Genomic DNA, 14,393 nt, shown 5'->3' with positions numbered 1-14,393 from the left:
CTCGAAGACGGCATCAAACTGATCAACTCCAACCCCTACGGCAACGGCACCGCGATCTTCACCTCCTCCGGAGCAGCTGCCCGGAAGTTCCAGCGCTCCGTGGACGTGGGCATGATCGGCATCAACGTGCCCCTGCCCGTGCCGGTGGCGTACTACTCCTTCGGCGGCTGGAAGGCCTCGCTCTTCGGCGACAAGCACATCTACGGACCCGAAGGCGTGTCCTTCTACACCCGCGGCAAAGTCATCACCTCCCGCTGGCCCGAAACCCACCACGCCTCCGGCGCCTCCTACAACTTCCCATCCAACTAACAACTGGCACGTCGGTGGTTTCATCTCCCAGGTGAAGCCACCGACCCGCCGGTTTGCAGAGGAGAACCTTGTTTCCACATTTCGCCCTCGCGATGCTGGTCCTCGCCGCTGCCGGAATCACTTTGTGCATCGCGACGACAGGCACGATGCTCTTTGCGGTTGGTCTTTTGTTCCTAATGCTCGGATCCGGCGGGTTGTCTGCAGCCTGGGTAACGCACGCTTCCGAGGCGCCGAACAAATGAAAAGGACCGAACCATTAACCTGGGGGCTGGTCGGTGCGAGCGATATTGCGGCAACCCGTATGATTCCTGCAATTCGTCGCGTCGGGGACGCGGTGGCAGCTGTGGTGAGTGGCGATCGGAAGCACGCCGAGTCCTATGCCGAGCGGAACGGGATACCGAAGTACTTCCACAACCTCGACGATTTGCTCGCGGATCCCACTATCAACGCTGTCTATATTTCCAGCCGGAACGAGTACCATTGCCGCCAGACTACGGCCGCTGCCGCAGCCGGGAAGCACATCCTTTGCGAAAAGCCGATGGCGACAAGTCTCGATGAAGCAGACACCATGGTGGCTGCGTGCGACGAGGCCGGGGTTGTGCTGGCGATAAACCACCACCTCCCGGCTGCCGGAACCCACCGGAAAATCCGCGAGCTGGTGACAGAAGGCCGGATCGGAAGGCCATTGAGCGTCAACGTCAGACACTCGACCTTGCTTCCCGAGCGTTTAAGGGGATGGCGGCTTGAAGAAGCACCCGGCGCAGGGGTCGTCATGGATCTTTCTTGTCACAACGCATCGGTGGTGAACCGCCTGCTTGGGACCAGGCCGCTCGATGTTGTCGCAGCGAATGCGAATCAAGGAGTTTGGTCGTCGGGTGTTGATGATGCTTCAAGCGCGTCGATTCGTTACGAAGGATCCGTCCTCGCAGACTTCCAGGACTCGTTCACCTTGCCGTTTACACCTTCCTACATTCAGGTCAATGGAGAGCATGGGAACATTCTCGGGTTCGACGTCATGACACCGGAACCAAAAGGCTCGGTTGTGCTGACCGACAACGGGGGACAATACGAGATACGGGTTGATGACCGTCGGCATAGCTATGACATCACGCTCAAACATTTCAGGTCGTCTTTATACGGGATCTCCCGTCCAGTGGTTGACGGCCTCGACGCCAGGAACGCCCTGGCTGTCAGCATCGCAATCCTTGGCGCAGCCCGCACGGGTCGGCGAATCGGCGTCGATTTCCTGACCGAAGGCCGCATTTAATAATTGGCCTGACGACCTCAGGCCGACAGATGTAGTATCCAGTTTGATCGATGGGCTGAGCCGACCGCGAATGGTGGCCGCCTGATGACGGAGAATAATGGAATCCTTTGTCTTTGCCCTAATCCTCGGCAGAAACGCCGGTGACACAAGGAGCGCCCTGCCCGATGCGCCGGTCCATCCGGAGCCGGTGCAAAAACCGGCGCTGGCCTCGTTGCGGGGCACTCTCGCCACCTTTTTGCATCGGGTTGCCTGGGCAGTTGAGCCCAATTAGAACAGCATATGTTGAGGGTTCTACGATGGCACGCGAATACAAGCTATCGAAATGATTCCCTCTGCTTGTACGCTCCGGGTGGCGCCGCCACAGCAATGTGTCCGTGCGCGATGTGATCAGGTGTCGGCGTGCCCGCAACGACGATGGTTGCGCGGAACCACGGCTGGTCTGCCAGCAAAAAGGGAACCTCCTCTCTCAGCCCTTCTGTTAGCGGCCATGAAAAACTGCCCGTAGGCGGCCACGAAAGTGCCCACTGACGGCCAGTAGAACTGCCCAGCGGGCACATTAACTGGCCGCCGGTGGGCAGAAACTAATGGCCATTGACACCCTTCCATTCTCAGCTGTTCATTGCCCGGACCGTCTCTTCGTACCGGCCGGCGTTCCGCTACATCCTGATCGGCTTGAACCCAGATGGAAGAGTCCAAAAGGGGCGAGAGTTCCCGTCGGGAGGAGCCGGTGCCTTCAATCCACACGACATCAAGTCTGTCTTGAACGCGTACGGCACCTGCCCGACCACGGGCACACCATGCGTCAGGGCGGAAATCAACGGCTTCTCCGCGCCGCAGAGGTTCAAAGGCTTTCACCCGCAATAGGTCCGCCCAGTCGAAAACGAGTGTTGCCAGGCAACGTCATCCGGGTGGAGAGCCGCCGACAAGGGGAGCACTGCAAGGAGTCTGCGGACTGGGGTGTCTTTCCTGCTCCTCCTCGGCCATCAACAGCCACAAGCAGTGGCGTGCCTACGTGAAGGCGCCTGTCACACCCGGGAAGAAGACGCTCTGTCATTTTTTTCCGTAGTCAGCGAGTGCCACTCGCTGACTACGGGCTCACCCTGGCTGACATTCATTCAGGCTCCGACTGCTCTTCGGCGGTCTCAATTTCCTTGAGGATCAGCGCGGTGCCCTCGAAGGCTCCCAGTTCGATGAAGAAGCTGCGCAGATCGTCCACCTGGCCGACAGTCCCGCCACTGAAGAGATCCACCGCGTGGGTGCCTGGCTGCAACTCGGCTGATTGGATGGTGCCGGAGATGTCCTGCCCGGAGAAATTCAGGGCAGTGACCTGTAAAGCACCGTTCTTGACCTTGTTGACCATAACCAAGAGACCCCGGTTGGACACCTCCGGTACATCGAGCAAACTGCCTGTTGCGATTCCGTATTCCTCCCGGATTGTGAGGATCCGCTGGAGTTGCCGGGCAAAAGAGTCTGGGTTCCCGAGTTGTTCCGGTAATGCTCCGTACAGGCTTCGGGCACGAGGCATGCCTGCCGAGGAATGGTCCGTGTCCGGGCTGACTCCCATGAGGTCATGTGCGCCTCGATTTATCCAACGGGTGTCGCCTTGAGACGTAAGTTCCTGAACGCTGCTGCGGTCAAGGGCTGTCATGCCGGTCAGGTCCCAACCTGAAAGCGCGAAAACCCCGGGCTGGAGGGCGTTGTACATGGACAGGAGGATGTGCACTTTTCTCACCAGCAACTCCTCTTCCGGGCTGGTGTCACTCTGGCTCCGGAAACCGAGTGCAGCCATGATGAAGCTCGCCGTGGTGCAGGCTATGCCGTTTGTGGTGAAGACGGCGTTGTACGGGCTGCTTCCACCGGTTAGCCGCTCGCGAAGGGTTTGCTGTACGTGATCAGCGAGCTGGGCGCCCGTCAGAGTCTGCCCGTTGAGATCAAATGACTTTTCCCGGTGGCCGACGGCGAAATGAAGAAGCTCGTAGGTCAATTCATCATGGTTCTGCAGACCATGGACTAGCGAAGCCTGGTCGACGCCGATCTCAAGAGACAGCCGAAGGGTCAAGCGCAAAAACTCGGTGTCTCCGGTAACCAGCGCATAGTGGTAGGCGGGACGGGTTATGAAGTCATACGAGAGATCTGGTCCTGATTCGGATGTCGCCTTGATGTCGTCAATGGTCAAGTTCAGTTCTTGGAAGGAAAATCCGCCGACTTTGCGGATCATTGAGCCGATGAGTTGGTTTGCTGCCTCGGACAGCGGGTGGCCTTCAGACCAGCCTGGTTGATCACCGGCGCCCTTTTCCACGCCCAGGAAACCGTTTGCATCAAGTCGTAGTGCGCCCGCGCCGAGGTCGACAAGCGAATGCATTGCGTCCCCAACGATCAGCCGCATTCCCGCGAAGGTGGGATCGAGCCAGTTAATTGAAGGCTGACCCGCCTTGAAGTAATGCAGGTAAACCCACCGGCGTGTTTTGCCCGTGGTGTCCACAACCGGCCGGGTGGCACTCCAATTTGTTTCCTTTACCCCCGGTTCATAGAAAATAACCCGCTGAAGCGGCCCGATTATGTATCCGGCCTTCTGCAATGCCCGTTCCGCGTCGGGGCTGAGATTGGTCGAGTCCGCGCCCTGTGGGACTTCCGGCAGCAAATGCCAGTCTTCCTCTGGAATGTCCACCATGTGATAGATCCCCGGATAGTCCCGGAAGTTCATCTCGGCAAGCCGGAAGTCTGCTCCCTTCCCGGTGTGACCGGGAATGATGTCGTCGATGACGGTTCCGCCGTACTCAGCGGCGACGTCGCACATCCGACGGAATTCGTCTTCGGTGCCGAAAACGGGGTCGAATGCCATGCTGATCCGGTCAAAGTGGCCATCGACACTCGGAGTGTGTGACCAACCGCTGATTCCGCCTGCGAGCTTGACCGGACCTGTATGGATCCCGCGTATTCCGATCTCGCGGAAGGCTTCCCACATCGCAGGATCGCCCAGTGCGGCAAGAAACGACTGCCCGGGCGGGGTGATGAATGAGAGTGGGTACGCAGTGAACCATACTGAGGCCCGCTCGACTGCTGCCCTGGGGTTTGGGTGGGCATAGGGAGTTCTGCCACATGCTCGCCTGCCCTGAAAGCTGGCGTGCGAGCGCGTTGGCATCACCCAGCATCGCCTGGTTTCGCAACCACGACGTAGGCGGTGTTGCGGCCGTCGAACTCAAAGGACGGGCGGTCACCCACAAACTGGCGCCGGCGGGCTACTGGTCTGAGGGCCTTCGGGCGGGCGGCGAAGTACTGCTCATCAAAGTTGACGTCAGGCTCCGGTCCCTGGGCCGCCGTGTTCGGACCCGCGTTGGATCCGCCTTCCGGCTCCGGCTGGATTTCCTCAGTGGTTGATTCCCGCATGGCTTCCTCTCTCTTGCCGTTCCCTTCCGGCGTCACCGTCAAGGTCGGGTTGATTGTTCACCCTTGGACTATCAAACGCGCGCAAACCGCCTGCGCGTACGATCGTACACAGAGCGCTTTCGGATTGCGAGAGACCGGAGGTGTTCAGATCCTCCCGCAAACTTCCCGACACAACCGGTTGGCACATCGTGTTCTCTGGGCCCAAACCGTTCTGCCTGCCCGGACGGCGTTCACGATAGTGGGAACGGCCCGCCGCGGCTGCCCCCTTACGCACCCAGGCCGGCGCACTCCGCTTACCAAAAGCTTAACCTTGATTAAATGAAAATTACATGTATTCTTTCTTATGGTGATGCTGATCACCATCGACGATATTGAGGACACTGCCCACGACAGGGCGCGGTCCGGCCGTATGACCACATCGAGGTTTTCAGCGCACGGCTTACAGATTTTTGAGAGGACGCCATGAGCACTGATGTTCGCCAACCCAAGCCGGAACTCGCGGCGAGGCAACAAGGCGGGGGACGCGGAAGCGGACAACTGCGGGGCACCATGGGCACACTGCAGCTGGCTTTGACTGTCTTGGCGATGTCGGCCCCCATCGGGAACGTCACTGGTGTTTTGCCCCTTGGCATCACCCAAGGTAACGGGATCGGAACCCCGATGATCTACGCCTTTGTCGGCCTGATCTTCCTGCTGTTCGCAGTCGGGTTCACTACGATGACGAGGAATCTGCCCAAGGCTGGTGCGTTCTACACCTACATCACAGCAGGCTTGTCACGGACCATCGGCCTGGGCTCCGGGTTTCTCGCTGCTTTTACTTATCTGGTCTACATGGTGGGCAGCTACGCCTTCTTTGGGGTCTCCGTAGGGAATGTGCTCGATGCCTTCCATGGGCCGGCCGTCCCGTGGTGGATTTGGGGCGCGGTTGCCTGCGTCATCATCACTGTCCTTGGCCACTTCAATGTCGAACTCTCCGGCAAGGTTCTCGCCGTCTTCATGGTGATGGAAGTCGTTCTGGTCATGCTCTTCAATGTGCCGGTCCTCATGACGGGCGGTCCGCAAGGCTACCAGTTCGAATCGTTTGAACCCTCCCATATCTTTTCCGGTGAACTCGGAGTAGCCACGCTCTTCGCCATAACGTGCTTCTTGGGGTTCGAGTCGTCTGCAATTTACCGCGACGAGGTAAAGCGGCCAGAGAAGACGATCCCAAGGGCGACCTATCTTGCGATCATCGGACTTGGCGCGTTCTACATCCTGACTTCATGGGCGTTGGTGACATTCTGGGGGCCGGACCACGTAGCTGCTGCCGGTGCAGCAAATCCGACAATCCTTTTCAACGGCGGGTTCAAGTACTACATGGGCAGTACGTTCACGCAGGTGATGGTTGTCCTGGTGGTCACGAGCGTCTTCGCCGGCGCTCTCTCGACCCATAATTCGCTGTCACGTTATCTCTATTCCTTGGGCAAGGACGGAATCCTGCCTTCGTCCCTCGGCAGGGCACACGCCAAGCATGGCTCGCCCGCCGTTGCATCAGCAGCCGCGACGGCAGCTGCCATCCTGGTGACCGTGCCGTTCCTGTTCAGCGGCCTGGACGCCGTCGCAATGTACTCGTCCATGTTTGCCCTGGGCACCTTTGCCCTGCTGATCCTGTTCACCCTCACCACCGTTGCTGCGCTCAGGTACTTCCGAATCATCAGGCACACGGAAGGCATCTGGAATACAACCATCGCACCGATCCTCGCTTTGGCCGGCCTGATCCTGCTCGTCACGCTGACTTCCATGTATTTCTCCATGTCGATCGGCGCGCCACAGTGGATAGCGACAGCAGAACAACTCCTCCTCATCGCGATCGTGATTGCCGGAATTCTCATTGGACTGCGATGGCGCAAGACCCGGCCGACAGTATTCGCCCAAATTGGCGGGGGCGCGGGTGAACACCACGATAACCGCGGGACGAAATCCCAATCAGTAAACGTCGAAGCCGGCATTGCGGAATAATCAACGCAAGCCGCTGGAGCCGGGGCTTCAAAGGACTGCCCTGCCAGCTTCGGAAGTATCACCAACTGAAGAGGAAACCAGATGACCAAGGCGCTCTATTTGTACGGCGGATGGCCGGGCCACAACCCATACGGGGTGGCCGTTTGGACCCGCAACGTGCTGGAGGAGCTTGGATTCCAGGTGGTCGAATCCACGGACATTTTCGTCCTGGACCAGGACCTCACTGACTACGACCTGATCATCAACAACTGGAACAATGCTCTGCTGAGCGAGACCCTGACCCCATCGCAGGAGGAGAGGCTTCTCGGCGCTGTTCAGACCGGAACCGGCTTCGTGTCGTGGCACGGCGGGGGTGCAGCCTTCCGGGGGAGCGTGATGTATCACATGATGCTCGGGGCAGACGTGTTCTACCATCCAGCCGGAGAAGGTGTCCGCCACCCGTATCCGTTGTACGTCGTTGATCCGGACCATCCCATAACCGTTGGCATCGACCACTTCCAGGCGGCCAGCGAGCAGTATTACATGAACGTTGACCCGCGCAATCATGTGTTGCTGGAAACTGTATTCGACGGCGAGCACATGCCTTGGCTTGACGGGCAAAGAATGCCCCAGGCCTGGACAAAACAGTGGGGTGACGGGCGTGTCTTTTACAGCGCACTCGGCCACTATCTGGAAGACCTGACTGCCGCGCCGGTGGAGGAACTTATGCGCAGGGCGTTCCTGTGGGCGCGCCGCGATTCATGAGCGAGAACCGAAACAATCGGCGGGCTACAATCAGGGCAGCCCGGCCCATCTCGTGGACGGGACCCCTAAGGCAGACAGACAAAGTGACGTGCGCCCGGGGCGGCCGACTCATGTATCGAGACCTTTTGCGTTGCTTGCTGGCGACCAAAAGCAGCCGTTAGTTGGTCCGCAGCCCACGCCTCCGTCCTCTGTTTTGAAGTGAAGCACGCCCGGTAGCACCTGGGACGCCGGGTCATGGAAAAGTGGTCCGGAACCTGTCTTGCGGACGGCGCGGTTGAGCCTGAAATGCGGATATTCAGGATCCAACCCTTCGGTCTTGAAGACGGCGCGCTAGCCCTCGTGACGATGATTGGACGCTTCCTCGATAGCCGCACGTCCGCAGTTTGATGTCTCAGCCTGGTCCTCGGGCGCAGAGTGAACTACTATCCGTCCCGACACAGGCACGTCCCCATCGAAGCTGATCATCTCGGTGTCCTCGTCGTCCATGATGAGCGTCGTGAAGCGACCCAGCGCATCCTGAGACAGGCACGTGACGCAACCCGGCAGCCCGAAGTCCTTGCACTGCGGCAATTCATCTCCGACGTGGGCGTTCCGGTGAACAGTGACGATCACCATCGTCCAGGAATTACTGCGCCAGAGGCATGACTTGTGCTTTAAGTCTTCTGTTATTGCATGCCCCCTCACGTCTGCGGTTGGGGCTCCCGGTGAATTAATGAGAACTCGTACCACGATACGGCCACAGCGTGACAACTTGTGAAACAATAATGACAAGTGTTGTATATAAAGCCGGTGCGCACACAACTGAGGGTGGAGGCGCTGATCATGACGACCATTCGACACCGGGGGAGGAGGCGGCCCTTCGTTGCTGGGGCCGCAGTGTTCGCTGCCCTCGCTTTCTCGCTGACCGCCTGTGCCGGTGGCACTGGAGCCAACGGCGAGTACGTCAAGGTCGATGGCACAAGCTACTACCTTGCCCTGAAGATCAATGGCAGCAACGTCACGCTCACCGAGCTGAAGTGTGATGACAGCCATGTTGCGGCAACGAACCTCGGAACATTCAGCAAGGACAAGGCTCAGATCGTCTGGTCGCAGAGAGGCATCCAAACAAGTAAAGGCCCGCTCACAACCGATTCCGTGTCGTTCACGGCTGCCCCGGGCACGGTCACCATCGGCGGGGAGACGTACGTCGCCAAAGATAGTGATCAAGGCAAAGCCGTTGTCGCCACCGTGAATACGAACTGCACTAACAACTGATCTGCTGATCGTCACGGTCAGCAGTGGTCTCCGACCCAGGGTGTGCCATGACCCCAGCAAATTTCGCTGATATCTTCATGCCGGCTCGACCAGCGACTTCATCAGTTGCTCTTTCCGACCCGGGTTCGCCCGGAAGTTGATTGCTTCGACTGAACCCTCACTGGCTGACTGAATCCCGTGGGCCGAACTGGTAGCGCCTTCAGTCGACGTGCGGATGCAGGATCCTGATTAGCCTCCTGCTCCTCCGGAATGCGCGGTTTGTTGGGTTGTGTCGAAGCCAAAGCCCGTCGCCCACGGTTCGCATTCTGCGGAAGGGCCTTGGACGCACCGTTTGATCCGATACCCGCGGCACGGGCTCTCCTGTTGCTCCCGTTTCCCGGGCCGCCGTTGGTGGCGCCGAGGTTCCGGTTCTGATTCCCGGGACTCTGGTCTCGACCGGCGCCGCCGCTGCCGTTCTTTGAGCCTGCCGCGATACCTGGCCTGGACAGGCCACCTTGTTGCATCACCTGCTGCGCAAGTTCCCGATTGCTCCGGGAACGCTGGATGCCATGTCCGGCCGCAGTCGCGCCCATGCCTGAGCCGCTGTCAGCGGGGCCGGACGGCAGACCCTTCGGGCCGTCTCCGCCTGTGCCATCCAGCCTTTCGGTGCCCCATCCGCCGCCGGGACTGCCGGGCCCATTGCCGGGTCCGCCGGTCGGAACCAAGCCACCCCCTCCGGGTCCGAGCTCACCTGGAGTGCTGCCCTCGAGTTGCGGGTTGCGGTACAGGCCACCGGCGTTGGTCGACTGATTACTACCCCGGCTGCCATCAGGACCTTCCTTGAAACCGCCCGGCGTGGACTTCCCTCCGATACTGCCGCCAAGTCTCTTACCCGCAGCCATACCGGCCGCCGTCCCCAGACCCCCGGCTACGGCCGGCAGCAGCCCGCCGCCAGAGCCCATGCGGGGAGGTGTGTTGGTGTCGAGGAATTTGTCGACGAGCTTGGTGACTGCCTCGTCCAGTGCCTTAAGCACCGCAGTGCGGGACTTCAGCATGACCACCGCTGCGCCGATCACCAGGAGGATCGAGACGAAGGTCATCACGACGACGGCGATGGCTCCCAGATCCGGGCTATTGAAGATGCTGGTTTTGTCGCTGACCAAGGCGGAGATGGGTCCCTCGATGATCTGCGGGAGGGAGGTCAGGACTTCGGAAACGAATTGGTACATGAAGAGGGTCACCAGGATCTCAAGGATCATGGCCGTGGCATAGATGACCACCTTGGCGATGCCGGGCATCACGCCGACCGTGGCGAACGGGAGCGCCGCGACGGTGCCGAACGTCCGCTTCAGTGACCCAGTGACGAGGCCGATGCCGTAGAACATGCCAACCAGGGCAATCGCCGACAGCAGCACCATCGCGTTCGCCCAGTACATGAAACCGGCCGGACCTGCGCCCACCTGGCTCACCGACGCATGGAAGCTTCGGGTGAAGCCCGACGTCGCCTTGTTCGAGCTGTAGATTGTCATGGAGCCGGTATCAAACTGCGTGTTCAGGTAGTTGTACGCCGCCAAGGGTGCCAGATTGCACGCCGCCGGGCTGGTGCCGCTGTTGCCGACGACCACTCTAAAGCCACACGCCTTGTCAACGCCAGCTGAGGTGAAGACTGTGCCCTTGTCGTCGGTTGTCGCTGTCAGACCGATGGTGCCTTTGACGGAGAGGATCGGGTTGCTTCCAGGGGTCGGAGTCGGGTTGTCAAACTTGGTGTCGGCTGGATCGCTGTAATCGTTCCCGCCAACCGCAAACCACTGTTTCTTGTCGGTTACGTCGGGGATGGCAGTGACCGATCCTTGGATGTTCGACTCGAAGTCGGAGGGGTTCACTGTCTTGCCGGAGATGTAGCGTCCCAGCAGGTCGAAGGTGGCGAACACTGCGTTGGAGTCGTCATTGCCTTTCTGCACGCCCGGATCGGTGTTGGCCCAAGTCGTCGAAGCGTCCGTTGTCCTGGAGCCGGACGTGATTCCGGGATACTTGCCGGTCTGTTCGTTGATCGCCAGGGCTGTGTTGCGCACGGAGAACACCGAGGTGGGCTGCGCGTGACCGGTTGCGGCGTCCCAGGTGATGGAGGCGTTCGCCGGTACCTGCAGGCGGTCCTGCATCATCCAGGTGTTGAAGTCCACGTAAGTGCTCAACACAGCCTTGGTGGGACCTGCACTCTGCGTAAAAAGCCCGGCGTCGAACTTGTCCAGCACACCGGTGTACATCGAGCCGATCAAGGGCAGGCCCACGCCGATGAAGACCACACGGACGATCAGCCTCTTCAGCGCCGATCCCCGGTCCATCTTCTTGAAAAAGACCAGGCCGAGCAGCAGGAAGCCGATGAAGAGCGGGACGAAGACATCCCAGGACAGCGAGTTCAGCGTGCCGTACCAGGTGCTGATCCAGTTGACCAGACCGGCGAGCGGGCCGCTGTCATCGGTCAGTGTGGTGTTGCCGCCGTCGGTCATGCCTTCGCCGAAGGTGGGGTTGACGGCAGACACCGCTTTTCCGAACCACATGAACGGGTTCAGGAGCTTGAGCAGTTGGATGAACGCCCAGAACATCATGGAGACGCCCATGGCCATGGCGTAGGCCAGCCAGATGAGGGAGCCGCCGAGGGCCTGGATCATGCCGTCGAAGCCGGCGGAGGAGTACATCTTGTCCAGGCCGAGGTCCTGGTTCGCCGCGCCGAAGTGGGCGTAGTCCTTCATTCCCGGGGCATGGGCGCTGTCGAGGGCGTCGTACTTGATCGTCTGGGACGATCCGGAGATGGCCGAGAACAGCCACTTCAGGGACCCGCTGTCGGTGTCGGCGTAGCCCAGCAGCGAGCCCGCCGTGGCCGGGCTGTTGACGATCGGTCCCCAGCTCTGCTGGTCGACGCCCTTGCCGTTCTTCTCCGGTGAGATCGAGGTGCTGAAGTAGGTCGAAGCGTTCGAGGCCAGGTGATACAGGCTGTAGTCCTGGGGCTTGTCCTCCGCATGGGCAAGCGGGGACACGGCAACAACCATGAGAACCGAGAGGAGCAAGAGGAGCAGTACACCGGTCAGGGTCCGCGCCCGTGTCAACAAGCTTTCCGTGCGCTCGCAGGCATGGGCGAATACCCCGGCCGCCCCTGCGGTGCTGTTCATGTCATGCGTCATGGCGGGCTCCTGTTCGTCTCGTTGCTTTTGCCGGGACCATGGTCGCGCCCTTGGGTACGGCCTTCTCGACCCGCTCCTGGTTGCTCGTGCCGTCGCCCGTCAGGTTCGCTCCCGGCTCCAACCGGTCATTGCCCCGGATAACTGCATACTTCTCCGCGTGTTCAGCCAGGCGCGACCCGCGCTCGAGCTCGCGCCGCTGCTTTTCGCGGCGCGGGCTGATCCCCAGTGCGAGGTCCAGGTGGAACACCACATTGGAGTGGCCGCGTCTGAGATAGCTGAGGTTCTCGCCGCGGCGGGTGATCAGGCGGACCAGGTCCGGCGGGATCCGCTGGTGCAGCTGCTGCTGGTAGTCGGTCACCGTGTTTTCGAGCATTGCGCCGAAGATCGTGTAGTCGGCGCCGGCAAAGCCGTTGAACCGGGCATCCGCCAGCATTCTGTCGGTGTTGTTGTAACTGAAGACCACCCGGCCGCCGCGGGCGTGGAGATGTTCGAACTGCGTGGTGAGGTAGCTCTTCACCCGCCCGTCGATGTTCTCGGCACCGTGGATGATCACGGTGTCGCCCCGCTGGAGCGTGCCGATCGCGAAGCCGACGATGTTCACCAGCTGTGCCATCGCCACGCCTTTGCCGCGGCGCATCAGCCGGGAGAAGTCGTAGATCACGCGCCTGGCGTCCCGGATGCCGTCGACGGCCGTGCTGGTGTGGTTGTTGAACAGGTCGCCGTTGTTGTCCAGCAGGTTCTTCGCCACGCCTTTGAGCACGTTGTAGGCGCGCAGCTGGTCCGGGTCGTTCTTCGAGGAGTTCAAGAGCGTGGTGTGGGCTGTTTCGAGGTAGGAGACGAACATCTGCAGCCGGGGCACCTGTTCGTGGGGGATGCCGACGACGCGCAGGCGGTGCCGGTTCGCTTTGGCGTTGCGGTACCACATGCGCCGGTCGACGTAGAACTGCGTCGCCGTCTTCTCCAGCTCATTGCGGATGATCGAGCCGACGCCGGCGTCCCCGGCTTCGTAGAGCTGTTCGAACATGAGCACGAGCTTCTGCAGCTGCGCCGGGAAGATGGACAGCTCGTCCGTCTCGTCGCCGAACATCTCGAAGGGGTTCACGTCGCCGGCATTCAGGTCCACCCGTGCGGTGAGGCGGTCGAATTTGGGTCCGAGCCTGTCCAGGTCCGCATCGTCCAGGACCAGGTGCACCACGGACCCGTTGTCGAGCATGCAGGCCTGCGAGAGCTTCGAGCACCACAGGTTCGCGATGTGCTGCCGGTCGAGCTGTTCGTTGTAGTTCCCGCGGTCGGCGATGGCTCCGTCGGCAATGACGACGTGGTGGTCGTAGCCGTTGACGTCGAACAACACTGCCGAGTTGTTCACGTCGCCGACCATGTAACCCACGTACTCGCCGGCAGGGTCGTTCAGGCCGTTGGTCACCAGCGAATACGAACCGGCCAACTCGGTGCTGGTGAAATGGAAGCCGTTTCCGCGCTTCTTGTCATTCTGCTTCAACAGTCCTGCCAGCTCCTGGCGCTGTTCGCCGTGGTACGCCGCAACCTTCAGCGTGCCGAAGCGATCGATGTACAACCGCTCGATGCGCTCGATGCTCTCTTCGAGCGTCGGCAGATCAGGAGCCTTGAGCAGCAGGCGGTTCTGAACGGAGAGATAGCTCGCACCATCCTGGATTTCCGCCGTGATGACGTCGATGTTCCCGGCGATCTTCTGCGCCTTGCGTATGGACCGGTTCGTGCCCGTCTGTTCCTGCTCGTCGGAGTCGAGCTTGCTGATTCGCTCCGACTGCTTCGTGTACTGGTCAATCCATTTTTCACCCTTGCGTTCGACCTGCTCGAGCAGCACCGCGGTGACGCGCTCGCCGAGGCCCTCCGGGATCCGGCCGATGCCCCAGAAGGCAGGGAAACCGTCCTGGGCCGCGATGTCATGGACGAATGCCAGGACGCAGCCGACCGAGCCGTCGACCTGGAAGTAGTCGCTGCGGAACAGATAGCGTTCCTTGGGCTTGAGGGCCATCAGGTGCGGATAGTTTTCGAACATACCTTCGAATGCTCTGGCCTCGCGGCGTCGCCACCAGTTCGGTTTGGGGTCGGGCTCCTCGTCCGGAGGAAAGGCCGCTAAAGTCTTCGCCGCGTCTTGACTCGAGGTGTAGGAGTACTTGGAGGGCGCCGCTTGCTCAGCCGACTCGGTCTCAGCGGGTTCGTTCTTCGTGGCCGGGATTCCGAGCTTGTCCCGGACCGTGCTGAGCAGTGCCATCGTGCGTCCTTCTTTCGTCGTC

The 14,393-nt window shown here is 60.6% G+C and carries 8 protein-coding genes and 1 pseudogene; 5 read left to right on the top strand and 4 right to left on the bottom strand.

The annotated features are described in order from the left end of the window. Both E1809_RS23775 and E1809_RS23770 read left to right on the top strand, forming a co-directional pair. On the top strand, nucleotides 1-309 hold a 309-nt coding region (locus E1809_RS23775), incomplete at its 5' end, for an aldehyde dehydrogenase family protein (protein WP_133206714.1). 31 nt (nucleotides 310-340) lie between these two features. Continuing rightward, the gene (locus tag E1809_RS23770) at nucleotides 341-1,576 is read left to right on the top strand and encodes a Gfo/Idh/MocA family protein (protein ID WP_205754317.1); all 1,236 of its coding nucleotides are present in this window, start codon (nucleotides 341-343) and stop codon (nucleotides 1,574-1,576) included. Nucleotides 1,577-2,687: 1,111 nt separating this feature from the next. Here the strand turns inward: E1809_RS23770 and treS are convergent. Further along, a pseudogene (gene treS / locus E1809_RS23765) lies at nucleotides 2,688-4,963 on the bottom strand (maltose alpha-D-glucosyltransferase). A gap of 462 nt (nucleotides 4,964-5,425) precedes the next feature. Between treS and E1809_RS23760 the strand changes: the two are divergent. Both E1809_RS23760 and E1809_RS23755 read left to right on the top strand, forming a co-directional pair. Further along, nucleotides 5,426-6,961 (top strand): APC family permease, encoded by a 1,536-nt coding sequence (locus E1809_RS23760; RefSeq protein WP_133206712.1) that lies wholly within the window; start codon nucleotides 5,426-5,428, stop codon nucleotides 6,959-6,961. Nucleotides 6,962-7,042: 81 nt separating this feature from the next. Continuing rightward, nucleotides 7,043-7,705: a ThuA domain-containing protein gene (locus tag E1809_RS23755; protein WP_133206711.1), complete on the top strand. Its 663-nt coding sequence runs from the start codon at nucleotides 7,043-7,045 to the stop codon at nucleotides 7,703-7,705. A gap of 330 nt (nucleotides 7,706-8,035) precedes the next feature. Here E1809_RS23755 and E1809_RS27190 read toward each other — a convergent pair whose 3' ends face one another. Further along, complete coding sequence (locus E1809_RS27190) at nucleotides 8,036-8,320, bottom strand: hypothetical protein (RefSeq protein WP_133206710.1); 285 nt, start codon at nucleotides 8,318-8,320, stop codon at nucleotides 8,036-8,038. 207 nt (nucleotides 8,321-8,527) lie between these two features. Between E1809_RS27190 and E1809_RS23745 the strand changes: the two genes are divergently transcribed. After that, complete coding sequence (locus tag E1809_RS23745; protein WP_133206709.1) at nucleotides 8,528-8,959, top strand: hypothetical protein; 432 nt, start codon at nucleotides 8,528-8,530, stop codon at nucleotides 8,957-8,959. Between the two features lie 101 nt (nucleotides 8,960-9,060). Here the strand turns inward: E1809_RS23745 and E1809_RS23740 are convergent, their stop codons facing one another. Together E1809_RS23740 and E1809_RS23735 are read right to left on the bottom strand one after the other, a co-directional pair. After that, on the bottom strand, nucleotides 9,061-12,117 hold the full coding sequence (locus tag E1809_RS23740) for a hypothetical protein (RefSeq protein WP_133206708.1): 3,057 nt from the start codon (nucleotides 12,115-12,117) through the stop codon (nucleotides 9,061-9,063). Further along, nucleotides 12,107-14,371: a hypothetical protein gene (locus E1809_RS23735; protein ID WP_205754316.1), complete on the bottom strand. Its 2,265-nt coding sequence runs from the start codon at nucleotides 14,369-14,371 to the stop codon at nucleotides 12,107-12,109. The genes E1809_RS23740 and E1809_RS23735 overlap by 11 nt, the downstream gene beginning before the upstream one ends. Nucleotides 14,372-14,393: the final 22 nt, after the last annotated feature.

The organism is Arthrobacter terricola (assembly GCF_004354015.1).
Lineage (GTDB): Bacteria > Actinomycetota > Actinomycetes > Actinomycetales > Micrococcaceae > Arthrobacter > Arthrobacter terricola.
This window is presented reverse-complemented; position numbering and strand designations above follow the sequence as displayed.

Coding starts and splice junctions, on each gene's coding strand:
- E1809_RS23760 (WP_133206712.1), top strand. CDS start 5,426: ATGAGCACTGATGTTCGCCAACCCAAGCCGGAACTCGCGGCGAGGCAA.
- E1809_RS23755 (WP_133206711.1), top strand. CDS start 7,043: ATGACCAAGGCGCTCTATTTGTACGGCGGATGGCCGGGCCACAACCCA.
- E1809_RS27190 (WP_133206710.1), bottom strand. CDS start 8,320: ATGGTGATCGTCACTGTTCACCGGAACGCCCACGTCGGAGATGAATTG.
- E1809_RS23745 (WP_133206709.1), top strand. CDS start 8,528: ATGACGACCATTCGACACCGGGGGAGGAGGCGGCCCTTCGTTGCTGGG.
- E1809_RS23740 (WP_133206708.1), bottom strand. CDS start 12,117: ATGACGCATGACATGAACAGCACCGCAGGGGCGGCCGGGGTATTCGCC.
- E1809_RS23735 (WP_205754316.1), bottom strand. CDS start 14,371: ATGGCACTGCTCAGCACGGTCCGGGACAAGCTCGGAATCCCGGCCACG.